Here is a 24,135-nt window from a genome sequence, read left to right as displayed (position 1 = left end):
ATTCCTGCGTTCAAGGCGCATGGTGTCGTCGCGGTCCAAGCCGGAGCCTGATGTCGAACGCGTACCGAAGGAAAATCGGGATGAAGTCGATCCTTATGGCGCTCGTCCTCGTCTCTGCCGGGGCTGCCAGCGTCGCCGGCCTCTCCTTCGGCGTGTCGGACGATGCGGCCAAGGGTTTGCCCAGTGCCGGCGGCACGGGAATGCTCCAGCCCGGCAAGCAGTCCCGCGTGGAAGTCGCGCAGGCCGGGCAGGACGGCCAGACCCCGCAGCCGGCCGGCACCTCGGACGTTGCGGCAGACAAGCCTGCCGTCGACGAAAGCGCGCTTCGCTATTTTGCCGCGCGGGGCGATACCGCCCGCCTCAATGCCGAGATCGCGCGCCTTCGCACCCTCTATCCCACCTGGATCCCGCCGGAAAACCCGCTTGCCGTGCCGGTGAACGAGGACAGGCAGCTCGAGGAGATGTGGGCGCTCTACAGCCGCTCCCGCTATGCCGACGTCCGGGCCGCCATCGCCAGGCGGCAGAAGGAAGACCCGCAATGGGTTCCGCCGGCCGATCTCGTCGACCGGCTGGACGTCGCGGAGAAGCGTGCCGCGCTCGTCGCCGCCTCGAATGCCGGCAACAGCGAGGAGGTGGTGCGCCTCGGCGCGGAGACCCCGAGCCTTCTCACCTGCAGCGATGCCGACGTGCTCTGGCGCGTCGCGGATGCCTTCGCCAGGACCGACCGGCCGCAGCGGGCGCGGGATGCCTATGGCTATATGCTCGACAATTGCGCGGACGCGGCCGTCCGGCTTGCCACGGTGCAGAAGGCCTCCACCGTGCTCGGCTACAGCGACATGCAGGACCTGCTTGCCCGCGAGCGCAAGGGCGCCGACGGAACCATGGAATTCGATACGCTGCGGCCGGATCTCGCCCGCCGCTTCGTGGGCGAGGGTGCCGAAGACCCGAAGATCGCCGTGGCACCGGCCTATCTGAAGATCGTCGAGAAGCTCTCGACGGATCAGGGGCTTGCCTCGGACGCCCTGCTGCTCGGCTGGTATCACCTGCGCCGCGACGAGAATGCTGTGGCGGAGCCCTTCTTCCGCAAGGCGCGCGCCATCGAGGATTCCGCCTCCGCCTCGCAGGGGCTCGCCCTCATCCTCCTCGCCCGCAAGATGCCGGCGGAGGCGGAGGAGGCGATGTATCCCTGGCGGACGACCTCCGATCAGGCGATGGAGACCTATCTCGCCGCCACCGCCAATCTCCTGGCGCTCGATCCGCCGCCGAAGCTCGACGGCAAGGTCCTTGGCCGCATCGCGGCCGTCGCCATCGAGCAAAAGCACCCCGAGACGGGCGAGCAGTTCGGCTGGTATGCGCTTGCCATGAACCAGCCGAAAACGGCGGAGGAATGGTTCGCGCAGGTGCTGCAATGGAAGGCGGATTACGAGCCCGCCGCCTATGGTCTCGGCGTCGCCCGTTTGCGGCTTGAGGATCGCACGGGCCTCGAAGCCGTCAGGCAGGCCTGGGGCGCCCGGTCCGAACGCATCGCGCGGCTTGGCGAACGGAATGCCGATGACGAGGTGGCCCGCAGGGGCGGGCGGAAGGCCGTGCCGGTCGAGCGTAAGGTGGTTTCGGACCGCGTCGCCGAGGAACGCACGCAGCCGGTGGAGGAAGTCGCCCTGCGGCCGCAACGCGTAAAGCGCACCGCGCGCCGCGTGGCGGGCGTCGCCAATTGCCGCACTGCGGGCGATCCGGCCAGCCTGCCTCCGGCCGGCGCGCTCTCGCTCGGCTGGTGCCTGATGGAGATCAACCGGCCGCTGGAGGCGGCGCAGGCCTTCGAGGCCGCGCTGGCGGGCGGCGGGCAGGTGCGCGGCGACGCGGCCTATGGCCAGAGCCTTGCCTATCTTCGCGCGGGCCTGACGAGCGATGCCGCAGTCGCCGCCACCAGGGCGAAGCTCGATGGCCGCCGCGGCGCCGAGCTGCAGGCCGCGATCCTCTCCGACCGGGCCGTCAGCAGCTTCCGCGCGGCGCGCTATCGCGAAACCATCGTATTCCTCGACCAGCGCAAGCAGGTCGTGGCCGAGCCGGCGGACCTGATGGTGCTGCGCGCCTACGCCTACAAGAATCTCGGCCTGCGCGCCGATGCCCTCCGCCTCTTCGAGGCCCTCGGCGAGACCGGCCGGCAGGATGCCATCCGCGCGCTGGCCGAAATGCGCGACGAGCGAGACCGGCGCCCATGAGCCCGGTTGGCAGCGCCAGTTCGCGATGGAGAGGGATTGTCGCGGCGGTGCTTGCGGCGGCTTGCGTTGCCACGGCGGGAATTTCCGCCGCCTTTTCGCAGGACGCGGAAAAACTCTTTGTCGACGACAGGAGCGGCGCGCGTCTCGCGGCCGGGACGCTGGAAGGGCAGGCGAAGGCGGATGCTCTCGCCCTGTCGCGTATCCCCTCCGCAACGTGGTTCATGGAGGACTCCGCAAAGGAAACGAAGGCAGCTGTCGCCGATATCGTGAAGCGGGCTTCCGCCGAACAGGCGATCCCGGTTCTCGTCGCCTACAACATTCCTCACCGGGACTGCGCGCTCTATTCCGCGGGCGGCGCGAAGAACACGGCCGACTATATCCAATGGATCAAGGCTTTCGCCGCGGGGATCGGCAGCCGCAAGGCGATCGTGATCCTTGAGCCGGACGGCCTTGGCGTCATCCCGTTCAACAGGAACGTCGCCGGTGACCTGGAGCCCTGCCAGCCGGAAAAGGCCGATCCCGCCCATGCGGCGGCGGAGCGCTTCGCGCAGTTGAGCCGCGCGGTGGAAATTCTCAAGGCCTTGCCGGGTACCCGCGTTTATCTCGACGGCACCGGCAGCAACTGGCTTTCGCCGGGCGACGCCGCCGACCGCCTGATCAGGGCGGATATCGGCAGGGCGGACGGGTTCTTCCTCAACGTCTCGAATTTCGAGAGCGACGAGCGGGTCACGAGGTTCGCGGCATGGCTGAGCGACTGCCTCGCCCTTGTCATGGCAGGTAGCTTGGAAGCAAAAAACTGTCCCAGCCAGTTCCACCCCGCGACCTTCGGCGACGTGACGACCTGGGCGGAAACGGACGCGGCCTATGACCGCGCCTTCGCGGAAGCCGGGCTGACGCGCGATCTGGCCGGGCAGAAACATGCGATCATCGACACCAGCCGCAACGGCGCGGGTTCATGGAAAGCGCCCGACGGCAAGTACGAGGATGCCGAAGCGTGGTGCAACCCGCCGGAACGGGGCCTCGGCCGGCGTCCGACGCTTAAGGCGGGCAATCCCTATATCGACGGCTTCCTCTGGATAAAAGTTCCCGGCGAATCGGACGGCCCCTGCCATCGCGGCACATCCGGACCGGCCGATCCCGCCCGCGGGATCGTGGCGCCGGCGGCCGGCGGCTGGTTTCCCGAGCAGGCGCGCGAGCTCATCCGCTTCGCCAATCCGCCTTTCGACACGGGCAAGTGAGCGGCTTTCCTATCTGTAGCTGCTTGGGGAGTGGCCGTAGCGCTTCTTGAAGGCATTCGAGAAATACTGGCTCGAATTGAAGCCGCAGCTCAGCGCGATCTCGGTGACGCTGGTGTTGTGCGGCTCCTGCAGCAGGCGCGAGGCGTGCTCCAGCCGCAGGTGCTGGAGATACTGGCGCGGCGCCATGTTGGTGAGCTTCTTGCAATAGTCGGAAAAGCGGGTGCGCGAGAGCCCGCATTCCTCGGCCATGCCTTCCAGCGACCAATCCTCCTCCAACGCATGGGCGAGCCGCCGCAGAAAGATCGCGACGGTGTGCTGCGATGTGGAAAGATCGGGATCGAGCGTCGGCGCCTGCTCGCCCATCCGGTCGATCAGGCTCAGCATCATGGCGTTGATCGCCACCTTCAGGCGCGTCTCGCCATCCTCCGGGCTGCGGTCGAGCAGGATGGAGGGAATGGCCTCGAAGGCGCGGCAGAGCTCGGCGCCGCCGTCCCAGACCGGCTGGTTGTTCTGCGTCAGGATATCGCCGAGCCGAGCCGCCTCGTCCCTGGAGAAGACGAGCCAGTCCGGCCAGTCGGGCGTTTCGCTCGGCCGGCGCAGGCCCGCATCGAGGATGATCCACAAGAGCCGGCTCGGCCCGACATTCGGATTGCCGATGGAGTGGAGCTGCCAGGGGCGGATGACGATGAACTGGCCCTGCTTGAGCGCATAGGTCCGCTCGTCCACGACGAGGTCGAGGCTGCCGCGGGCGAGATAGGCGATCTTGAAGCCTTCGTTGCAATGCCGGCCGAGCCCCCAGGACTGGCCGTGGCGCGCATCCCAGAAGCCGACGGTGCGGATGCCCGGCAGGCGCTCGCCGAGCGAGGTGCCGGGATAGCTGCCGCGCGTCCAGGCATGAAGCTCGACCTCGCCGCGCCGGGCGGCGGCCTGCAATTCCTTGCAGTTGTCTGCATACATGACGGAGTCCGGCTGGCGGAAGATCGAGGGCCGGCAATCGGCCGGCGAAATCACTGCATGTCTGTTCACGTTGCGCCTCCCAACACAAAATGACTTAAGAAATTTACCACTGTTGTCGTCCGCAAGAATTGCCGAGTCAAGCCTGCCATTGTGGCCCGTGTCGCGCAGGCCGATGGGAGAGGCCGGCGCGGCGAAGGGGAGGACATCAGTGAAGGTCGCATTCAACCTGCTCGTCATCGGCGCGGATATCGGCATGCAGCATGCGCGCCAGCTCGAACGGCTGAAGGCGCTCGGCTACGACGCGGTGGAGGTTCCTGTCTTCTCCGGCAAGGTCGAGCACTATGCGGCGCTCGGCCGGCTGCTTGCCGATATCGGCCTGACGGCGGGCGCGGCCGCCGTCGCGACGCCCGAGGCCAATCCCGTCAGCCCCGATCCGGCGGTGCGCGCGAAAGCGTGCGACCACCATCGCTGGATCGTCGATTGTACGGCGGCGATGGGCGGCGAGATCGTCGCGGGGCCCCTTCATTCGCCCGTCGGCGTCTTCACCGGCTTCGGGCCGACGCCGGAGGAAACGGGCCGCTGCGTGGAGGCAATGCGCGCGATGGCGGAATATGCAGCGCCAGCGGGCGTGCGCATTTCGGCGGAAGCGGTCAACCGTTTCGAATGCTACATGATGTCGACCATCGCTCAGGCATCGGCCATCTACCGCGCCGTCAACCATCCCAATTACGGCTACATGTTCGACACGTTCCACGCCAATATCGAGGAAAAGGACCCGCCGGCGACCTTTGAGCGCTATCACGGCGAGATCAACCATTTCCATGTCTCGGAAAACGACCGCGGCGTTCCCGGCTCCGGCCATGTGCCCTTCGCCGCGCATTTCGACGCGCTGCGCCGCTGCAACTACGACGGCTGGCTGACCGTCGAATCCTTCGGCCGCGCCCTGCCGGAGCTTGCCGGCGCGACGCGCGTCTGGCGCGATCTCTTCGACGATCTCGACGGCCTTTTCGCCGAGAGCGTCGCCTTCATCCGCCGCGAATGGGCGGCGGCCGGAGAGCGACTGGCATGACGGCTGTCCCCGCCCTCGGCATGTCCGGCATCGGCAAGGTCTTTCCGGGCGTGCGCGCGCTCGACGGCGTCGATTTCGACTGCCTGCCCGGCGAGGTCCATGCGATCTGCGGCGAGAATGGCGCCGGCAAGTCGACGCTGATGAAGATCCTCGGCGGCAGCTACCGGCCGGATGCCGGCGAGATCCGCCTCGACGGCAGGGCCGTGCAGTTCACCCATCCCCGGCAGGCGGCGGAAGCGGGCATCTCGATCATCCATCAGGAGCTCAGTCTGCTGCCGCACCGCACGGTGGCGGAAAACATCTTCATGGGCCGCGAGATTGCCCGGCGCGGCATCCTCGACAAGGCGGCGATGCGGGATAAGGCCGCGGCACTCCTTCGCCGCATCGGCGCGAAGGTCGATCCGCAGGTGCCTGTTTCCTCGCTCTCCATCGCCACGCAGCAGCTCGTGGAAATCGCCAAGGCGCTTCTCCTCGATGCGCGCATCCTCGTCATGGACGAGCCGACGGCGGCGCTGGACGAGCGCGACAGCCGCACGCTGCTCGCGCTGGTGCAAACCCTCAAGGGCGAGGGCGTCTCGATCGTCTATATCTCCCACCGCATGCCGGAGGTCACGGCGATCGCCGACCGCATCACCGTCCTCAAGGACGGCAGGAAGGTCTGGACGCGGCCGCGCGAGGCCGCCCCGATCGGCGAGATCGTGCGGGCGATGGTCGGCCGCGACCTCAAGGATTTCTATCCCGCGCCGCCGGTCTCCGCGCCGGGCGCCGTCCTCCTTGCCGTCGAGGGCGGGGCGAATGCGGCGCTGCGCGACATCGCCCTCAGCGTGCGGGCCGGCGAGATCGTCGGCGTCGCGGGCCTCGAAGATTCCGGCAAGGGCGCGCTGGCGCAGGCGCTGGTCGGCGACGCGCCGTTCTCCGGCGGCGCGGTCGCGCTGCGCGGCAGGCCGGTCGCCCTTCGCACGCCCCGGCAGGCGACGGCCGCCGGCATCGGCTACCTGCCGGGCGACCGCAAGCGCGAGGGGCTCGCGCTGCGCCAGTCCGTGCGCGACAATGCGCTCCTGACCCTGCGCTCCATGGCCGGCCTCTTCACGCGGCCCGAGCGCGGCGCCTTCGCGCCTTCCGCCATCGACGAACGGTTGCGCGGCATGGACGTGCGGGCCGGGGATTTCGGCCAGGAGGTCGGCACGCTCTCCGGCGGCAACCAGCAGAAGGCGATCATCGTGCGCTGGCTGGCGCAGGCATCCGATATCCTCGTCTTCGTCGAGCCGACCCGCGGTATCGACATCGCGGCCAAGGCGGCGATCTACGAGACGATGCGCGGCTTCGCCGATTCCGGCCGCGGCATCGTCGTGGTCTCCTCCGACATGCCCGAGCTGATCGGCATCGCCGACCGCATCCTCGTCATGCACCAGGGCCGCTTGTCCGGCGAACTGCCGAGGGGCGCGAGCGAAGAGGACGTCATGCATCTCGCCCTCGGCCTTGCGGATGCGCCGAAAGCGGAGGCACGCGCATGACGAGGGATATCGTGAAACCGAAGCCGGCCGCCGCGGGCCTTTCCATCGCGTTATTGCTGGCCGGGCTCTCCATCGGCTTCTTCGTGGTGGTCGCGCTTGCGACCGGCGAGATCGCGCAACTCGGCGGGCAGGGCATCGTCGGCCTCCTCCAGCGCATGGTGGCCCTCGGGCTGGTCGCGGTCGGCCAGACCTTCGTGATCCTCGTCGGGTCGATCGATCTTTCGGTCGCCGCGCTCATCAGCGCCGTCGCCGTCCTCGCTTCGCATATCATGCAGGGCGATCCGGCGATGATCCTGCCGGCCATCGTGATCTGCCTCGGGCTCTGCCTTGCGGTCGGCCTCGTCAACGGAGCGCTCGTCGCCTATGGCGGCATCAATCCGCTGATCGCGACGCTCGGCACGGGGCTCGTCATCCAGGGCGTGCTCGCCGCCTCGTTCGGCATGCTGCAGGGCGCGGTGGCGCGGGAATTCCAGGTCGTCGCCTATGGCGGCGTGCTGGGCGTGCCCTACTCCATCCTGCTGCTCGCCGCCCTTTCGCTCGCCGCCGCCTTCGTGCTCGACCGCACGCTGTTCGGCGCGCGCATCTATGCCGTCGGCGGCAATCCGGACGGGGCGCGGCTCGCCGGCATCCGCACGGAGCGCGTCACGCTGTCCGCCCATGTGGTCGCCAGCCTCTTTGCTGGTGCATCGGGGCTCTACCTTGCCGCCCGGCTGCAATCCGGCACGCCCTGGATCGGCCGCGACGGCATCTACGATCTCGAATCCATCGCCGTGACGGTCATCGGCGGCACGATCCTTGCCGGCGGCAAGGGCGGCGTCGCCGGCACGCTGGCGGGCGTCCTGCTCTTCGCCAGCCTCGATGCGGGCTTCAACATGCTCGGCATCGACGCCTTCCTCAAGCAGGTGCTGCGCGGGGCCATCGTCGTTGCCGCCGTCGCCATCCACGCCGTCCGCTCGAAGGGGCACGTCGCATGAGCCCCGTCCCGCAGACCCCTTCCTCCCTTCGCCGCCCGGCACGCATCGCGGTCAATGCCGGCCTCGTGATCTTCCTCGCGCTCTATGCGGGCATCGCCTTCCTCCAGCCGAACTATCTGGAGCCTGGCCTCTTCATGAATTTCCTGCGGCGCGCCGCGCCGCTCGTCATCCTCGCCTGCGGCCAGCTCTACGTCATCCTGACGGGCGGCTTCGATCTCTCCATGGGAGCGGTCGCGACGCTGGTCGTGCTCGCCGCCTCGATCCTGATCAACGGCGATCCGGAGACGACCTGGGCGGTCATCGGCGCGCTCTATGTCATGGGCATCGCCGTCGGCCTCGTGAACGGCCTCGTCGTCGCCTTCCTCAAGGTGCCCTCGATCATCGCGACGCTCGGCGCGATGCTCTCCGTCAACGGACTGGCGCTCGCCTGGTCAGGCGGGGCGGCGCGCGGCGACCTGCCGGCCAATTTCCGCAATCTCGGCCGTCTGGTCTGGCGCGACGTTCCCCTCGTAGGCTCGTTGCCGCTCGCGGCCATCGTCCTTGCCGGTTTCGTGGCGCTCGCCTGGTGGGGTCTCAATGGTACCGTCTACGGCAAGCGGGCGCTCGCCGTCGGTGACAATCCGCGGGCGGCGGAGCTGGCCGGAACGCCGGTCGCCGCAACGCGCATCCTCGCCTTCGTGGTTTCCGCGGTCTCGGCGGTGACGGCCGGCATCCTGATCGGCGGTTTTTCCGGCGTCTCCGTCAATGCCGGCGAGGGGCTGGAACTGCAGGCGATCGCCGCCTGCGTCATCGGCGGCGCGCAGCTTCTCGGTGGGCGCGGCTCCATCTGGAGTGCGGTGTTCGGGGCGCTCAGCCTCTTCGCGCTCTTCACCCTGCTCAATCTCATCGGCCTGCCGCAGGCGCTGCGTGACAGCATCCAGGGCCTGATCCTGATCGCCGCGGTGGGCGCCAGCGTGTGGCGTGGCCGGCGGCGGATCTGACCCGAAATAGCATCAACCGCCGGCACGGCCGGCATTCTGGAGGAGGAAGACATGACACTGAGGACACTTCTGGCGACGACCGTCGCGCTCACATTCGCCGGGCAGGCGCTGGCGCAGGACTTCAACGACCCGGCCGAGTTTAAGAAGCAGCGCGAGCAGCTTTCGATGACGCCGCAGGGCCCGGAAGGCCAGCCCTGGGCGCAGCATCTCGGCGACGGCATGGTCGACACGGCGAAATACAAGAAGGACGGCCAGGTCACGCTGTGCTTCTCCAATGCCGGTGTCTTCAACCCCTGGCGCGTCGTCGGCCTCAACAACCTCGATGCCGAGGCCGAACTGCACAAGGACCGCCTCAAGGAACTGATCGTCGTCGATGCCGAGGGCAAGGACGACAAGCAGATATCCGATATCGAGGCCCTTGTCAGCGGCGGCAAGTGCGATGCGCTGATCGTCTCGCCGAACACGACGGCGGCGCTCACCCCGGCGGTGGAAGCGGCCTGCGGCAAGCTCCCGGTCGTCGTCTTCGACCGCGGCGTCAATACGAGCTGCCCAGTGACCTATATCCATCCGGTCGGCGGCTACGGCTTCGGCATCACCTCGGGCGAGTTCATCGCCAGCAAGCTGAAGAAGGGCGACAACGTGCTGGCGCTGCGCATCATGCCGGGCGTCGACGTGCTGGAAACCCGCTATTCGGCCGCCAAGAACATCTTCGACGAGGCCGGCATCAACGTGATCGGCTCGGAATTCACCGGCAGCGACCGCGCCAAGACCAAGTCCGTCGTCGAGGACTACATCAACCGCGGCGAGAAGATCGACGCGGTCTGGATGGATGCCGGCGACACGGCGACGGCGGCGCTCGAAGCTTTCGAGGATGCGGGCCTTCCCTATCCGGTCATCAGCGGCGAGGACCAGCAGGACTTCCTGCGCAAGTGGCAGTCAGAGAAGCTGACGGCGATCGGTCCTTCCTATCCGACCTACCAGTGGCGCACGGCCGTCATCGCGGCCCTCGACGTGCTGGACGGCAAGCAGGTTCCCGGCCCCGAATGGGTGCTGCCGCAGCCGGCGATCACCGAGGACGTTCTGGCGAACTATGTCGACGAGCGCATGCCGCCGCTGCACTACAGCCTCTGCGGCTGCCAGGAACTGCCGGGCTACCCGGAACGCTGGGGCGGCAAGAAGTAGTCAAGGCATGGACGAGAGGGCGAACCTCGCCCTCTCGTCGGACCTGACCCGAGGCGCGTTCTGATACCGCCTCGCGATGCACCAGCCCCGCAAGCGGGGGTGGTGCCCGTGTTTCCATTCCTGCGTTGCGCGGATGTCAGGATGTCAGCGCGTCCGGGCCGGCGCCGCAGACGATCGCGCAAATCTTCTCGCCGGGCTTCACGGCGACACGCCCCTGCTGCAGGGCCGCGATGGCGGCGGCACCGCTGAGGTCGGCGGCAAGGCCCATTTCGAACCAGAGCCATTTCGCGGCGGCGGCCATCTCCGCGTCCTCCACGAGCACGATCCCGTCGACATTCTTGCGGACGATGTCGAAGATGCGGGGATCCGTATGCGAGCACGACATGGTCGCGACCGAGGTGGTCGCGCGGCCGATATCGATGTTGCGTCCGGCCTCCAGCGAGCGCAGCAGGGTCGGCGAGCCGGCGGCGGCGATGCCGATGACGCGGACATGCGGGGCGATGCTCTTGATGGCGGTCGACACGCCGCTGATCAGTCCGCCGCCGCCGATCGCGACGAGAACGGTGTCGACATCGGCGATCTGCTCCAGGATTTCCAGCCCCACGGTGCCCTGTCCGGCGACGACGAGGGGATCGGCGAAGGGGTGGAAATAGGCCGCGCCGGTCCGCTCGCAGAAGGCGAGCGCCGCCTCGTTGGCTTCCTGCCATGCGGTGCCGACGATCACGGTGTCCGCGCCCCATTCGCGCAGCTTGGCGATCTTGGCGGGCGTTGCGTTTTCCGGCAGGAAGATCGTGGTCTTGACGCCGGCCAGATGGCCGGCACGCGCGGTAGCAAGGCCGTGGTTGCCCCCGGACGCGGCCACGATGCCGCCCGCCAGCTGCTCGCGCGGCGTGGTCCGCAGCCGGTTGGTCGCCCCGCGCGCCTTGAACGAACCCGTCACCTGGAGAAGTTCCAGCTTGAGCACGGGTTCGACACCGCCGGGAAGCGCGGTCTTCAACTGGTCCGCGCGGATGACGGGCGTCCGGCGAATACCGTCCGCGATACGGTCCCTGGCGGCGTAGATATCGTCTAGTCCGATCATGGCTGTCTCCGGAAATCATGGGAGCGGGGACGGGCGGCCGGAACCGGCCGCACGCCTCACGCGCTCGTTGCGAGAATGGAAGCGGGATACTGGCTGAGGCGGCGCTGACTTTCGCGGAGCGCCGCGACCAGTGTCTCCTCACGCGCCGCGTCGATGGCGACCGGCACGACGAAGCAGAGGGTCGCGATATTCTGCCCGAAGGTCGAGCGGATCGGCACGGCGATGCATTTCGTGAACGTATCGAGGATGCCCGACGTCACGCAGAGGCCCTGCGCGTCGGCCGAGCGCACCTCGTCATAGAACACGTCGAGCGAAAGCTTGACGCCGTTCGGCAGATCGAAGTCCTCGGGCGGAACCAGCGCGCCGACTTCCTCGCGCGACATATGCGCGACAAGCAGCCTGCCGGATGCCGTCCACGGCACGGGCAGGGTGAAGCCGGGCTTCGTCTCCATGCGCAGCAGGCTGTTGCCCGGCATGGAATGGACGATGGCATAGCGGTTCTTGATGAGCGTGCAGAGTTCGGCCGTCTCGCCCGTGGCGCGGCCGAGCCGGTTCACCTCTTCCGCACCGAGGCCGATGATCGGATTCTGCCGGGCATAGGCGGCGCCGTAGAAATAGGAGGCCAACCCGAAGAAGACCTCGCCGGTGCCGGGGTTGACTTCGAGTATCCCGGCGCCGGCGAGGGACCCGATCACCTCATAGATCGACGAGCGCGGCGCGTTGAGCCGCGCGGCGATCTGGCCGACCTGCGTCGGCACGCCGATTTCCCGCAGGACTTCCAGAATCTCGACCACACGGTCGATTCCACGCATCCGCGAACCGGAGCTTTGCGCGGCCTTTGCCAAGTCGTCTTCCTCTTCTACTGGCCGATTTGGGTTTCTTTAAACATGGTTCGGCGGGAGCGTAAAGGGCTTGTCAGTTGTCTGCAATTGCAATAACGATAACGGTATACGCAACATGTGTCTGAAATATCGGACACTCTATCACAAGGGAGGTCGTGATGGGCATTTTCTCTCAGCTTCGCCGCTTGGCTGGCTGCGCAGTTCTTTCATTGGGAGTGGTGGCAGGGCTTGCCGCGCCGGCGAGCGCGGAGTCGATCCTCGACCGCGTGGTGGCCGACAACAAGATCAAGGTCGGCGTCATGCTGAACGTCCCGCCTTTCGGCATGAAGTCGATCAGCGGCGAGCCTGAAGGTTTCGACGTCGATGTCGCAAAGCTCGTCGCCGAGAAGCTGGGCGTCGAGCTCGAGATCGTCGACACGACGTCGGTGGACCGCATCCCGAACCTTCGTTCGGGCAAGGTGGATCTCATCGTCGGAACGTTCACCGGCACGCCCGAGCGGGCCAAGGTGGTCTCCTTCAGCGATCCCTACGTCACCGCCTTGCTGGCCGCCTTTGCCGTGAAGGCTGACAGCGGGATCGAATCGGCCGCCGATCTCGGCTCCAAGCGCATCGCCGTGACCAAGGGCACCACGCAGGACCTGATGGTCGCGCCGGAATTCCCCGATGCCGAAATCATGCGGTTCGATACCGAGGCCGCCGCCCTCTTCGCGCTGGCGCAGGGCCAGGTCGATGCGTTCATCTGCGACGGCAACGTGCTGAACTACCAGGCGACCATCGACAAGAGCATGAAGGTCATCGTCGACGACAAGTTCAGCAAGCTGGTCGAATACCAGCGCCTCGGCGTGCCGCGCGGCGACCAGGAATGGCTGAACTGGGTCAACATGTTCGTCTTCGATCTCAATGCGACCGGCAAGAGCTACGAGCTCTACAGGAAGTGGTTCAACGCCGACATGCCGGCGCCGCTCAATCCCCGCTACTGACATTTGAGGCCGCTGCCCGCCATATCGCGGGCAGCGGCGATCGATCGAGAGGATTGCCATGGCGTTCCATTGGGCGGCCATCCCCCGCTTCATTCCCCAATTGCTGGCGGGTGCTCAGCTCACCTTGCTCATTACCCTGGTCGCCATGCTCATCGGCATCGTGATCGGCGTGGCTATGGCGGCCGGCCGCGTCAGCCGGTTCCGGCTTCTGCGGATGCTGGCCGGGCTCTATGTGGAATTCGTCCGCAATACGCCGGCGCTCCTGCAGATATTCATCCTGTTCTTCGGCATGCCGAGCCTCGGCCTGCGCATGTCCGCCACCACCGCCGGCAGCATAGCGCTCGGCCTCAATGCCGGCGCCTATCTTGCCGAGATCTTCCGCGCGGGCCTTGCCGGCGTGCCGCCGGGAAGCCGCGAGGCGGCCGTGGCGCTCGCCTTCAACAGGCTGCAGACCCTCGTCTACATCACCGCACCGCTGGCCATGCGCGCGGCCTGGCCGGCCTTCTGCAATCTCTTCATTTCCATCCTGCTCGCATCGTCGCTTCTGTCGGCCATCTCGGTCTATGAGCTGACCGGCATTACGAACGACATCAGCACCAAGACGTTCCTGACATTCGAGGTCTACAGCGTGGCTGCCCTCTTCTATGTCGCGCTCAATGTCGGCGTGTCGCTGCTGCTCGCCCTTGCCGGCAGGCTGCTGTTCCCGCCGCAATCGAGGTGATGCGATGAATTTCTCTCTGGTCTGGGAAGCACGCTGGCTCATCCTCGACAGTTTCCTCGTCACGCTCTACCTGTCCGCCTCCGCGGTGGTCGGGGGGACGGTTGTCGGGATGATCGTCGCGCTGCTGCGGCAATTCGGTCTGCGCCCGCTGAACCTTCTGCTGCGCGCCTATGTCGAGCTGTTCCGCGGAACGCCGCTGCTGATGCAGCTCTTCTTCATCTATTTCGGCCTGCCGCTGGTCAACGTCTCGGTCGACCGCTTCTGGGCGGCCTTCATCGCCTTGACGTGCTTTACCAGCGCCTATGTCGCCGAGGTGTTCCGCTCCGGCATCGAGGCCATCCCGCGCGGACAGTCGGAAGCGGCGACGGCGCTCGGCATGGGCTTCTTCCACCGGTTCTTCTGGATCATCGCGCCTCAGGCCTTGCGGGTATCGCTGCCGCCGCTGATCGGGGTCTATGTCTCGGTGATCAAGGACACCTCGCTTGCGACGGTGGTGGGCTACAACGAACTGACGCGCCGGGCGATGGAGCTGATGCTGCGCTTCGGCCATCCCCTCGAATTCTTCATTACCGTGGCCCTGCTCTATTTCGCGATCTGCTACCCGATCTCGAAGCTCAGCGAGCGGCTCGAACGCAAGCTGACGCCGAGCGCCCGGTGAGCCGCAGGAAAGGATCTGTCCGATGATCGAAGTGAATGGTGTATCCAAGTCCTACGGCAGGCTCGAGGTCCTGAAGGACATCTCGTTGCAGGTCGAGGCGGGGCAGGTCGTGGCGATCGTCGGCCCCAGCGGCTCGGGCAAGAGCACGTTTCTGCGCATGCTCAATGGCCTCGAGAGCTTCAGCGGAGGCTCGATCAAGATCGACGGGCACGACCTTTCCCTGCCGCGCGAGCTGCATCAGGTGCGCAAGGAGGTCGGCATGGTGTTCCAGCAGTTCAACCTCTTCCCGCATCTGACGGTGGGCCGCAACGTGACCATCGCGCAGCGGCTGGTCCTGAAGGAGAGCAAGGCCGCCGCCGAGGAGCGGGCACGCCGCCTTCTCGCACGCGTCGGCCTCCAGGAAAAATGGGCCTCCTATCCGAGCCAGCTTTCCGGTGGACAGCAGCAGCGGGTGGCGATCGCGCGGGCGCTGGCGATGGAGCCGAAGGTCATGCTCTTCGACGAGGCGACCTCCGCGCTCGATCCGGAACTTGTCGGCGAGGTGCTGGACGTCATGCGTTCGCTGGCGGCCGACGGCATGACCATGCTCGTCGTCACCCACGAGATGGGTTTCGCGCGCAACGTGGCCGACCGCGTCCTCTTCATGGATGCCGGCCGGATCGCCGCCGACGGGCCGCCCGCCCTTATTCTCGACAAACCAAAAGACGAGCGGCTGATCCAGTTCCTTCGCCGTATCGGAAATCACGAACGGCCGGATCACGCGGCGCAGCCGGTCTGAATGAAAGCAGGACGATGTCTTTGAAAAATGCACACCAGTCTTCCGGGGCGGACGAGGCGGCCCTGGTTCCCGTCAGCCCGGGCGGCACATACAGGACCGTCCGCCGCGCGGGCGGGACGGTCTATCTCTCGGGGCAGGGGCCCATGAAGAGCGACGGAACGTTCCACGCCGGCAAGGTCGGAACCGATATCGATATCCCGGAAGCCTACCAGCACGCGCGGCTGGTGGCCCGCCAGATGCTCGCGACGATGGAGGATGCCGGCTTCGATCTCGAGCGTATCGAGGTCGTCAAGGTTTTCGGCATGGTGAATGCCGCCCCCCGTTTCGAGGAGCACCCGGCGGTCATCAACGGCTGCTCCGACTATCTCGTCGAACGGCTGGGCGAGCGCGGCGAACATGCCCGCTCGGCCGTCGGTATGGGCTCGCTGCCGCACAACATGACGGTCGAGATCGAGGCGATCTTCCGCCTTCTCGATTGAATGCACGCATTGGAGGTCTCGCCATGAACCGCAATCACGCCCATCCCCTTCTCGATCATCGCACGAAGGGCATTCCGGGAGGGACCGAGCCCTTTCCGCTGGAATCCATCGCGGATAAGAACTGGAACGTCCTGCGCGGCGACCTGCCCTTGCCGCTCGCCATCCTGCATGAGCCGGCCATCGCCAACAACGAGCGATGGATGCGCGAATTCTGCGAGAAGGCGAATGTCTCGCTCGCGCCGCACGGCAAGACGACGATGTGCCCGCAGCTTTTCCGCCGCCAGCTCGACGGCGGCGCATGGGCGATAACCCTTTCGACCGCCCACCAGGCGCAGGTTGCCCGCGATTTCGGCGTCAATCGCATCCTCGTCGCCAACCAGATCGTCGATCCCCGCTTCCTCGATTTCGTCATGCGGGAGCTGGATGGCGATCCGGGCTTCGATTTTCTCTGCCTGATCGATTCCGAGGAGGGCGCCCATTTCGCCGGCCGTCACATCCGGACCCTCGGGTCCCGGCGCCGGCTGGGCGTCCTGATCGAGATCGGCGCGATGGGCGGCCGCACGGGCGCGCGCGATCCGGCGCGCATACGCGCCATAGCGGACGTCATCGGAAGCTACGACAGGGAGCTGGAACTGCGCGGCATCGAATCCTTCGAAGGAATCTTCGGCGGGCGGCCGGACGATAATCTCGGAAAGGTCCGCGCCCTGATGGAATTGACCACGGCCGCCGCGCGCGACCTCGATGCCCGCGGCGCATTCACAGGAGAAGAAATCGTCCTGTCGGCCGGTGGATCGGCCTATTATGACATCGTGGTGGAGCACCTTGGCGCGCTGAAGCTTTCACGGCCGACCCGGGTCGTGACCCGTTCCGGATGCTATATCACGCACGACGCTCTGATGTACCGCGAGCATTTCGCTTCGCTGCAGGCGCGCTCGGAGCGCGTGCGCGCCGTCCCCGGCGAGCTGCGCCCCTCGCTCCAGGTCGTCACCCGGGTACAGTCCATGCCGGAAAAGGGGCTGGCGTTCCTGACGGGCGGCAAGCGCGATCTGTCCTTCGACGTGCACCTGCCGGCGCCCAGCCTTTGGTTCCGGCCCGGCGAGCATCAGGTGCCGGTCGGGCTCGGCGCGGGGCACGAGATTTTCACCCTGGCGGACCAGCATGCCTTCATGCGGGTGCCGGACGACACTCCGCTGCGGGTGGGCGACATGGTGTTCCTCGACATTTCCCATCCCTGCACGACCTTCGACAAATGGGACGTGCTCTACGGTGTCGACGGGAACCACGATGTGAGGACGGCCTACAAGACCTATTTCTGACCGGCGCGGCACGTTGCGCTCCGCCGGGGTTTCGGGCATTGATGCCGCGCTGCCCCGGATGGCGGACGAGAACGCATCGTTTCATCCGCCGGTCCTCGGCAAAACCGTTCTTTGACCAACAGGGAGAATTTCCATGATCAAGCGTATCAAGCCCGGCCAGCGCTTCTGCGGCGCCGTCGTCGTCAACGGCGTCGTCACCACGGCCGGCGTGACCGGCGCGGGCGCCGACACCGTCGCGCAGACCCGCGATATCCTGGCCCAGATCGATGCCCTGCTCGCCGAGGCCGGCACCTCCAAGGCCAAGCTGATCAGCGCCAGCATCTGGCTCCGTGACATCGCCCATTTCGGCCAGATGAACACGGTCTGGGACGAATGGGTCGACAAGGACAACCTGCCGGTCCGCGCCACGGTGGAAGCCCGCCTCGCCGCGCCGGAACTGCTGGTCGAGATCCAGGTGACCGCGCTCGTCTGAGCCGGTTCACGACTGATGCAAGAAGGCCGGGACGCGTGAGGCGGTCCCGGCCTTTTTCGTCAGGAAATGGTCAATGGCTGGCTGTGCAGGTAGCGCGCGACCTTGCGCTTGGCCGCGATGTCGGCCCAGACCAGTTCGACGTCGCTCGCCTTGAGCCCCGTCGCCTCTGCGACCGCATCGGCGGGCACGGCATTTTCGAGGCCGTAGAGGCAAATGTCCATCTTGTCGTAGGGCAGGGCGAAGTAGAATTCCTCCTGCGTCTGCGGCAGCGAATAGGTATCGGTGGTCGGTGGACGGGAGAGGATTTCGGCCGGCACGCCGAGATGGGCGGCGAGCTGGTAGACCTGCGACTTGTAGAGATGGGCGATCGGCTTGATGTCGGCCGCTCCGTCGCCGTTCTTGACGAAGAAGCCTTGGTCGTATTCCAGCCGGTTCGGCGTGCCGAGCACAGCGAAGTTCAGCCGGTCGGCATGGTAGTATTCAAGCTGCTTGCGGGTGCGCTGCTTCATGTTCGTCGCTGCGACGATGCCGAGATACGCGCCGGCGCCGAGGCGCACCTTGCGGGTCTCGCCCTGCGGCGAGCGGACGACCAGCGAGGAGATGTTGTAGCCGCCCGTCGTCATCGGATTGTCGAAGACGATCTTGGAGGCCCAGCCGGTTCCATATTCCGGCACCGCCTCGCGAATGAAGGCATCGCGCCGCTCGTAGCACCCCATCGCCGCGAGCGCCGGCCCGATATCCTCAACGACGCTGTCGATGCCGAAGGTTTCCGCCACGCTCCGCCCGAGCCGCAGGCTCTCCGGATCGGAATCGTTTTCCGGCATGAAGAGCGCGAAGACGTTCTTCGCGCCGAGCGCCCGCACGGCAAGCGCCGCCGAGACAGAGGAATCGATGCCGCCCGAAAGGCCGAGCACGAGGCCGCGCTTGCGCAGGTCGAGGCGCAGCCGTTCGCGCATCCATCCCGTAATGCGCTCCACCTCCGCTTCGGGGTCGAGCACCAGCGGGGCGAAGGCGGGCCTGTGGGATGTCTGTGCGGTCATGCGTTCGATCCTGTGACGGGGGCGGGTTCGGCGGCAAGCCTGCGGCTTGCCTTGCCGGAATCGGTTCTTGGCAGGGACTGCCGGAATTCGATGATCTTCGGGACCATGTGGTCCTCGAGGTTCTGCGCGCAGAAGCGCATGACGTCCCGTTCGGTGAGGGCCGTATCCGAGGCGACGACGAGCGCCTTGACGGCCTGCCCGAGAACGTCGTGGGGAACGCCGACGACGAGGGCTTCGGCAATGCCGGGCATGCGGTGCAGCACGTCTTCCACCGCCTTGGGCGCAACCTTCTCGCCGCGGGACTTGATGATGTCGTCCGTGCGCGAGACGAAGGTGAGGTAGCCGTCCGCATCCGCGGTGAAGAGGTCGCCGGTATGGAGGCGCATCGCGCCGGTCCGTGGATCCGGCCGCAGCGTCTTGCGGGTCGCCGCCTCGTTTCGCCAGTAGCCGCGCATCACGTTCGCGCCGGTGACGACCAGCTCGCCGACGGTGCCGGGGGGAACGGCAACGCCTGCCTCGTCCACGACCTCGGTCCGCACGCCGGGAATGGCGATGCCGACCGAGCTCCGACGGGCGTCGATCTCCCCGGGCGGCAGATAGGCGATGCGGGTGCACTCGGTCTGGCCGTACATGCAGAAGACGCGGACATGCGGCAGGAAGGCGCGCAGCCAGTCGAGATGGGCCGGCGGCAGCGGCGCGGCGGCGCTGGTGATGTAGCGAAGGCTCGTAAAGAGCGCGGGATCGAGGTCCCGCGCCTGCATCATCATCGCGGCCATGGCCGGCACCAGGGCGAACCCGGTGACGCGCTCGTCGCGGATCCTCTCGAAGACCGCCTGCGGAAAGGCGAAGGATTTCTCGATCACCAGCGTCGCGCCCGTCAGCATCGCGGTCACGAGCTGGTTGAGCCCGTAGCCGAAGGACATCGGCAGGACGACGAGGAGCGTGTCGGCGGCGGTGTTTTCGAGATAGAAGGCGATGGAGCGGGCCGCGGCATCCATGTTGTCATGGGCGAGCATCACGCCCTTCGGCACGCCGGTCGAGCCCGACGTATAGATCAATGTGGCAAGGTCGCTGTCCGGTAGGTCTTCCGCGGGCAATGGCGCGGCGTTCAGGCCGGCCTCGAAGCTGCCCGCCTCTCCCGTCGCGAGGCGCGGCGTATCGGCAAGCTCCGCGACGCCCGCGACGAGCCGTTCGAGCCGCGCCTCGGTTATCACGAGGGCGGGCGTGCAGTCGGCGGCGATCTGCGAAAGGCGGGGGGCCTTCGTCGACGGATTGACCGGGCAGATGACGGCGCCTGCCAGCCAGGTGGCGAGGACGGCGACGGCGGCCTGCCAGCCATTGTCGAGCAGGATGAGGACACGATCGCCGCGAGCGACACCGCCGGCCCGGAGTGTCGTTGCCATGCGGGCGGAGAGGTCGAGGAAGCGGTCGTAGCTCAGCCGCAGGTCGCCCGCGACGATGGCGGTCTTCGCCCCGTCCCGTGCTGCGCTCTGCCGGAGATATTGCTCGATCCGCATGGCCGGTTTCCGTCCGTCAGGCCGTCTGCTTGCGCGCGATGAAGCCGGCGATCCGCCCGATCGTGTCGAGATTGGCCGGCACGATGTCCGCGTCTGCGACCTTGATGGCGAAGCGCTCCTCAAGGAAGCCGACCAGTTCGAGGATGCCGGTGGAATCGATCAGGTCGTTGTCGATCAGCGACAGATCGGCCGGCAGCGGGTGGCTCTCGTCGCCGAACAGGAAGTTCTCGACGATGAAGGCGCGGATCGTGGCTTGGGTTTCTGCGGTCATTCTCAGCTTCTTCCGATGCTCGATAGGGGTTGTGACGATTGCGCGGCCGTGCCATCGCGCAGGAGTTGGGTCGACAGGACGCCGATGAAGGCGGCGTTGTCGCGAAAGCCCGTGGCCTCGCCCTTGAGGACCTTTTCCTTCAGCTTGCCGACCGCCTGCCCATTGAACAGCCCGGCTTCAGTGAGCCGTTCCGGCGCGAGCACGGTGTCGAGGGCCTTCGCCGCGCCGGCAAAGGCTTCTGCATCGGGTGCGCGGTAGGGCTGCTTGGCGCGGTCGATGATCCGGGCCGGCACGAGGCCGCGGGCGGCCTCCTTGAGGATGTGCTTTTCGCGAAGCCCGCGCAGCTTCGCGTCGGGTGCGAGACTGGCGGCGAAGGACACGACCCGCGGATCGAGGAACGGGAAGCGCCCTTCGACGGCATTCGCCATCATCACGCGGTCGCCCTGGCTGGAGAGAAGATAGCCGGGAAGGAAGAAGGCGGTTTCCAGATATTGCGCCTGATGCAGCACATGCCAGCGGGAAAAGTCGGGCGGCAGCTGCGCGGCAAGGTCCGCCGCCGCATCGTAGTCGCCGATGGCCTCCTTGAGGGCGGCGGAAAAGAACAGCTTCGCCGCGGCGGTGGAGCGGAAGCGCGGCCGGTGGGAATAAAGCGGATCGTCGAGCGCCTCGGAGCCGAAGGCGAAGAAGCGTGCGAGATAGTCCGGCGTCTGCTGCTTCAGGCCCGGCAGGTAGGGATAGAGCCGCTGGAAGAGGCGCGCGCGCCGGGCGGATTGCGGCATGCGGCCGCAAAAGCGCCGGACGCGGGCTTCCCGGAAAATGTCGTATCCGGCGAAGATCTCGTCCGCGCCTTCGCCGGTCAGCACGACCTTCATGCCACGCTCGCGCACCCGCGCCGAGAGCAGGTGGAGCGGGACGGGCGCCGTGCGCAGGATGGGGCAGCCGATATGCCGCATGGCATCGGGCATGCGCGCGGCGATCTCGGCGGAAGAGCATTCGACGCTGTCCGCCTCCGCATCCAGCGTCGCGGCCATCTCCCGCTGCCAGTCGCGCTCGTCATGTTCGGCGCTGCGGAAGGTCAGCGAGAAGGTCCTGAGGCCGTGCGTCACCGTCCGCGCCGCGAGCGCGGCAACGAGGGATGAGTCGAGGCCGCCGGAGAGATAGGCGCCCACGGGCACGTCGGCGCGCAGGCGGATGCGCGTGGCATCCTCCAGCAGCGCGCGCAGCTCCTCCGCCTGCTCCTCCATCCGGCGCGGCGGGGGCGTGTCGTTTCGGTCGGGATAGGAAAGCTGCCACCAGGGCCGGATCGTGCGCTCGCCGTCCTTCACGATCATCATGTGGCCGGGCGGGAGTTCCGATATGCCGCGATAGGCCGTGCGCGGCGGAATGGGGCACCAGAGCGTGAAGATCTGGTCGAGCGCTACCGGGTCGATCTCGGCCGTCATACCCGGCAGGGCGAGGAGCGCGCCCGGCTCGGAGGCGAAGAAGAGCGTGCCCTCATGTTCGGTATGGAACAGCGGCCGCACGCCCATGCGGTCGCGGGCGAGAACCAGCGTGCGGGTCGCGGCATCGTGCAGCGCGAAGGCGAAGTCGCCGTTGAAATCCGCAAGGCATTCGAGGCCCTTCTGCGCATAGGCGGCGAGCAGCACCTCCGTATCCGAGGCAGTACGGAAACGATGGCTGTGCGCCTTCAGGTCCTCGCGCAGCTCCACATAGTTGAAGATCTCGCCGTTGAAGGAGACGGCGAGCCTGCCGTCCTCGCTGGTCATCGGCTGTGCGCCGTCCTGAAGGCCGACGATGGAAAGGCGGGTATGGGCAAGGCCCGTCTCGCCGCGCAGGAGCGTTCCCTCGGCGTCCGGCCCGCGGTGCCTGAGCGCCGTCACCATGCGGCCGAGGCATTCTGCCGCCCGGTCCGGGGCGATGGCATTGCCGTGATATCCCGCTATCCCACACATCGCCGCTACTCGAAACGGTCGCCGATGAGGCGCGTCCAGCCTTCTCCGACAAGGCCGTTGATGAAGGCCTTTCCGGCCGTCATGGCTTCGAGGAGCGCGGGGTCGCGGGTGTGGACGATCGTTGCGGCGCCATGGACGAAGGCGCATTTCTTGCCGACCATCGCCGGCAGAAGGGGCGGCAGGGTGCGGCCGCGGATGGCAACGAGGCCCCGCTCATAGGCGTTGCGGATGAGGCAGTCGATCACCACGGATTCCTGCCCGGGCGCCGCGAGAAGCTGCACCGTGCGGCCGACGCCGCCGGCATTGCCGTAATAGAGATAGGCGCCGACCACGGCTCCCGAGCGGGCCTTGACCAGGTGCTGGACGCGTTCGCCATGGAACGCCTTGCGCTTGGCATGGCGCAGCATGGCTTCCAGCACCGGCGGCTCCCAGCGCGGGCGCAGGGCGAAGGCCTGGGCGAATTTCAGGAAGGCCGCGATGAACGCGTCGTCGCTCGCCGGGACAGCGACGAAGCTGTCCGCCTTGCCGGGAAGCGGTCTGTAGTGAAACCAGACAGGCTTCTCGCGGCGTCGGCAGAGGACGGCATCGGCAAGCCGGGCAAGCGGCCTTGCCGCCCGCGCGAAGGGCAGACGTCCCGCCACCGCCTCCAGCGCGAATGCGGAGGGTTTCAGGATCCGCAGCCATTCCAGGCTGTAGGGACCGAGAACGCTCGCCCGCGCGCCGCGCCACATCTCCGTCGATATCTCGTTCGCGGTTTCGCTGAAGGAAAGGTCCTGCGGTCCGGAGAGAACCTCGCGCAGCAGGCGTGCGCCGGCAAAGGGATCGGGGTCCCTGTCGTCGCTGACGAAGGAGCCGCAATTGGCCGCCAGCAGGCGGCGCCCTTCGAATTCCATTTCCACCGGCAGGACGCCGAGGAAAGCCGCGACCGTGCCATCGTCGCGGACATGCACGCGTGAGGTCAGGCCGGTGCGGAGGCTTTCGTCATTGAGGAAAAGCGTGCCGAGATAGGATTTCAGGTCGGCGCTTGCCGGGGCGTCGGTCTTGCGCAGCAGGCGCTGGAAAAGGTCCGCGACCGTCCCGATGTCCCCCGCCTCAAATGATCGTACGCTCGACATTGCAATCCACCCGGAGGTCGTCCCGTCCGGTTCCCCGCAGACGGCAGACGCCACGAGCCTGCTTACGGGAGACGGATGAAGAAAAGGTCAAGGAACGACGGTGCCGGCCCGGCAAGGGCGGGTTCCGAGGCGTTGCGGGCGCTCGAAAGCTGTTTATCGTAAAGACTGTTCTAATGTCCGGGGAGCCGCAGGGCTATCGCATATGGAGTTCGACGCTGCCGTTCCTCCCTTGAATTGGGGCAACGGCTTTCTTCATATCCGATTGCCGTCCGGGAAACGGGGAACCATGCGGCATGCCGCCGCTTGCGCCTTGTTTTGGCGCGATTCCCCGCACAAAAGGCTGTTACTCTCACCCGAATGCTTTAGAACACGAGCGATGTTGACCCGCCTTATTCGTATCGGCGCCTGGCTTGGCCTTGCCGCCATCCTCTTCGTGACGGTCTCGCCGATCGGCTATCGGCCGCATGACGTGGTTTCCACCGATTTCGACCGGGCGGCCGCCTATGCGGTCCTGTCGGGACTGTTCGTCTTCGCCTATCCGCGCCACCGCCTTGCAGTCGCCGCGCTGGTGGTGCTGGTGGCGGTCGGGGCGGAGCTGTTCCAGTTCGTCTCACCGACACGGCACCCGCACCTTGCCGACGCGGCGGTGAAGGCCGCGGGCGGCATCGGCGGATTGTTCGCGGGCAGCCTGCTGCATTCCGGCATGGCGCAATTGTTTTCCGGTGCAAGCAAAAAGCCGATGGCTCCTGCAGAGGAGCGCCGCTCCGTCTCCTGACCGGC

The 24,135-nt window shown here is 66.9% G+C and carries 23 protein-coding genes; 15 read left to right on the top strand and 8 right to left on the bottom strand.

Annotation, left to right across the window (positions count from 1 at the left end; translation table 11 throughout):
- Positions 1-80 precede the first annotated feature (80 nt).
- Both DSD28_RS05535 and DSD28_RS05530 read left to right on the top strand, forming a co-directional pair.
- On the top strand, positions 81-2,219 hold the full coding sequence (locus DSD28_RS05535) for a cellulose synthase (RefSeq protein ID WP_119255341.1): 2,139 nt from the start codon (positions 81-83) through the stop codon (positions 2,217-2,219).
- Entirely contained in the window at positions 2,216-3,457 is a 1,242-nt protein-coding gene (locus DSD28_RS05530) for a glycoside hydrolase family 6 protein (protein ID WP_119255340.1), read from the top strand. Before DSD28_RS05535 ends, DSD28_RS05530 begins: the two co-directional genes overlap by 4 nt.
- 9 nt (positions 3,458-3,466) lie before the next feature.
- Here the strand turns inward: DSD28_RS05530 and DSD28_RS05525 are convergent, their stop codons facing one another.
- Positions 3,467-4,483, bottom strand: coding sequence for a helix-turn-helix domain-containing protein (locus DSD28_RS05525; RefSeq protein WP_162911262.1), 1,017 nt, complete (start codon positions 4,481-4,483; stop codon positions 3,467-3,469).
- Between the two features lie 139 nt (positions 4,484-4,622).
- On the opposite strand from DSD28_RS05525, the gene DSD28_RS05520 reads away from it, so the two are divergent.
- From DSD28_RS05520 to DSD28_RS05500, 5 genes are read left to right on the top strand one after another with little or no spacing between them, the layout of a single operon-like run.
- A complete protein-coding gene (locus DSD28_RS05520; RefSeq protein WP_162911261.1) occupies positions 4,623-5,483 on the top strand; it encodes a sugar phosphate isomerase/epimerase family protein in 861 nt (286 codons plus the stop codon).
- Complete coding sequence (locus tag DSD28_RS05515) at positions 5,480-6,997, top strand: sugar ABC transporter ATP-binding protein (RefSeq protein WP_119255338.1); 1,518 nt, start codon at positions 5,480-5,482, stop codon at positions 6,995-6,997. The genes DSD28_RS05520 and DSD28_RS05515 overlap by 4 nt, the downstream gene beginning before the upstream one ends.
- The gene (locus DSD28_RS05510) at positions 6,994-7,971 is read left to right on the top strand and encodes an ABC transporter permease (protein WP_119255337.1); all 978 of its coding nucleotides are present in this window, start codon (positions 6,994-6,996) and stop codon (positions 7,969-7,971) included. The genes DSD28_RS05515 and DSD28_RS05510 overlap by 4 nt, the downstream gene beginning before the upstream one ends.
- Complete coding sequence (locus tag DSD28_RS05505) at positions 7,968-8,951, top strand: ABC transporter permease (RefSeq protein WP_119255336.1); 984 nt, start codon at positions 7,968-7,970, stop codon at positions 8,949-8,951. Before DSD28_RS05510 ends, DSD28_RS05505 begins: the two co-directional genes overlap by 4 nt.
- A gap of 51 nt (positions 8,952-9,002) precedes the next feature.
- Positions 9,003-10,133: a substrate-binding domain-containing protein gene (locus DSD28_RS05500; protein ID WP_119255335.1), complete on the top strand. Its 1,131-nt coding sequence runs from the start codon at positions 9,003-9,005 to the stop codon at positions 10,131-10,133.
- Between the two features lie 136 nt (positions 10,134-10,269).
- On the opposite strand, the gene DSD28_RS05495 is transcribed toward DSD28_RS05500, so the two are convergent.
- Together DSD28_RS05495 and DSD28_RS05490 are read right to left on the bottom strand one after the other, a co-directional pair.
- Positions 10,270-11,214: a threonine ammonia-lyase gene (locus DSD28_RS05495; protein WP_119255334.1), complete on the bottom strand. Its 945-nt coding sequence runs from the start codon at positions 11,212-11,214 to the stop codon at positions 10,270-10,272.
- Positions 11,215-11,270: 56 nt separating this feature from the next.
- Positions 11,271-12,026, bottom strand: a complete 756-nt coding sequence (locus DSD28_RS05490) for an IclR family transcriptional regulator (protein ID WP_162911260.1) — start codon at positions 12,024-12,026, stop codon at positions 11,271-11,273.
- A gap of 188 nt (positions 12,027-12,214) precedes the next feature.
- On the opposite strand from DSD28_RS05490, the gene DSD28_RS05485 reads away from it, so the two are divergent.
- The 7 genes from DSD28_RS05485 (at position 12,215) to DSD28_RS05455 (ending at position 17,460) form a co-directional block, all read left to right on the top strand.
- Positions 12,215-13,036 (top strand): transporter substrate-binding domain-containing protein, encoded by an 822-nt coding sequence (locus tag DSD28_RS05485; RefSeq protein WP_119255332.1) that lies wholly within the window; start codon positions 12,215-12,217, stop codon positions 13,034-13,036.
- Between the two features lie 58 nt (positions 13,037-13,094).
- Positions 13,095-13,757: an amino acid ABC transporter permease gene (locus DSD28_RS05480; protein WP_119255331.1), complete on the top strand. Its 663-nt coding sequence runs from the start codon at positions 13,095-13,097 to the stop codon at positions 13,755-13,757.
- Between the two features lie 4 nt (positions 13,758-13,761).
- On the top strand, positions 13,762-14,415 hold the full coding sequence (locus DSD28_RS05475; protein WP_162911259.1) for an amino acid ABC transporter permease: 654 nt from the start codon (positions 13,762-13,764) through the stop codon (positions 14,413-14,415).
- A gap of 13 nt (positions 14,416-14,428) precedes the next feature.
- Positions 14,429-15,193: an amino acid ABC transporter ATP-binding protein gene (locus DSD28_RS05470; protein ID WP_281048095.1), complete on the top strand. Its 765-nt coding sequence runs from the start codon at positions 14,429-14,431 to the stop codon at positions 15,191-15,193.
- 14 nt (positions 15,194-15,207) lie between these two features.
- The gene (locus DSD28_RS05465) at positions 15,208-15,672 is read left to right on the top strand and encodes a RidA family protein (protein ID WP_119255328.1); all 465 of its coding nucleotides are present in this window, start codon (positions 15,208-15,210) and stop codon (positions 15,670-15,672) included.
- A 23-nt stretch (positions 15,673-15,695) separates the two neighbouring features.
- A complete protein-coding gene (locus tag DSD28_RS05460; RefSeq protein ID WP_119255327.1) occupies positions 15,696-16,988 on the top strand; it encodes an alanine racemase in 1,293 nt (430 codons plus the stop codon).
- 127 nt (positions 16,989-17,115) lie between these two features.
- On the top strand, positions 17,116-17,460 hold the full coding sequence (locus tag DSD28_RS05455) for a RidA family protein (protein WP_432430842.1): 345 nt from the start codon (positions 17,116-17,118) through the stop codon (positions 17,458-17,460).
- Positions 17,461-17,519: 59 nt separating this feature from the next.
- On the opposite strand, the gene nadE is transcribed toward DSD28_RS05455, so the two are convergent.
- From nadE to DSD28_RS05430, 5 genes are read right to left on the bottom strand one after another with little or no spacing between them, the layout of a single operon-like run.
- Positions 17,520-18,500, bottom strand: a complete 981-nt coding sequence (gene nadE, locus DSD28_RS05450; RefSeq protein ID WP_119255325.1) for an NAD(+) synthase — start codon at positions 18,498-18,500, stop codon at positions 17,520-17,522.
- The gene (locus DSD28_RS05445) at positions 18,497-20,017 is read right to left on the bottom strand and encodes a class I adenylate-forming enzyme family protein (protein WP_119255324.1); all 1,521 of its coding nucleotides are present in this window, start codon (positions 20,015-20,017) and stop codon (positions 18,497-18,499) included. The genes nadE and DSD28_RS05445 overlap by 4 nt, the downstream gene beginning before the upstream one ends.
- Positions 20,018-20,033: 16 nt before the next feature.
- The gene (locus tag DSD28_RS05440; protein WP_119255323.1) at positions 20,034-20,288 is read right to left on the bottom strand and encodes an acyl carrier protein; all 255 of its coding nucleotides are present in this window, start codon (positions 20,286-20,288) and stop codon (positions 20,034-20,036) included.
- Between the two features lie 2 nt (positions 20,289-20,290).
- On the bottom strand, positions 20,291-22,240 hold the full coding sequence (gene asnB, locus DSD28_RS05435; RefSeq protein ID WP_119255322.1) for an asparagine synthase (glutamine-hydrolyzing): 1,950 nt from the start codon (positions 22,238-22,240) through the stop codon (positions 20,291-20,293).
- A gap of 5 nt (positions 22,241-22,245) precedes the next feature.
- Positions 22,246-23,355, bottom strand: a complete 1,110-nt coding sequence (locus DSD28_RS05430) for a hypothetical protein (RefSeq protein ID WP_119255321.1) — start codon at positions 23,353-23,355, stop codon at positions 22,246-22,248.
- 376 nt (positions 23,356-23,731) lie between these two features.
- Between DSD28_RS05430 and DSD28_RS05425 the strand changes: the two genes are divergently transcribed.
- Positions 23,732-24,130 (top strand): hypothetical protein, encoded by a 399-nt coding sequence (locus tag DSD28_RS05425; RefSeq protein WP_245424754.1) that lies wholly within the window; start codon positions 23,732-23,734, stop codon positions 24,128-24,130.
- Positions 24,131-24,135: the final 5 nt, after the last annotated feature.

The organism is Shinella zoogloeoides, from assembly GCF_003574625.1.
In the GTDB taxonomy this organism is placed as follows: domain Bacteria; phylum Pseudomonadota; class Alphaproteobacteria; order Rhizobiales; family Rhizobiaceae; genus Shinella; species Shinella zoogloeoides_A.
Note: the sequence above shows the minus strand (reverse complement) of the source record. Positions and strands in the feature narration are given on the sequence as shown.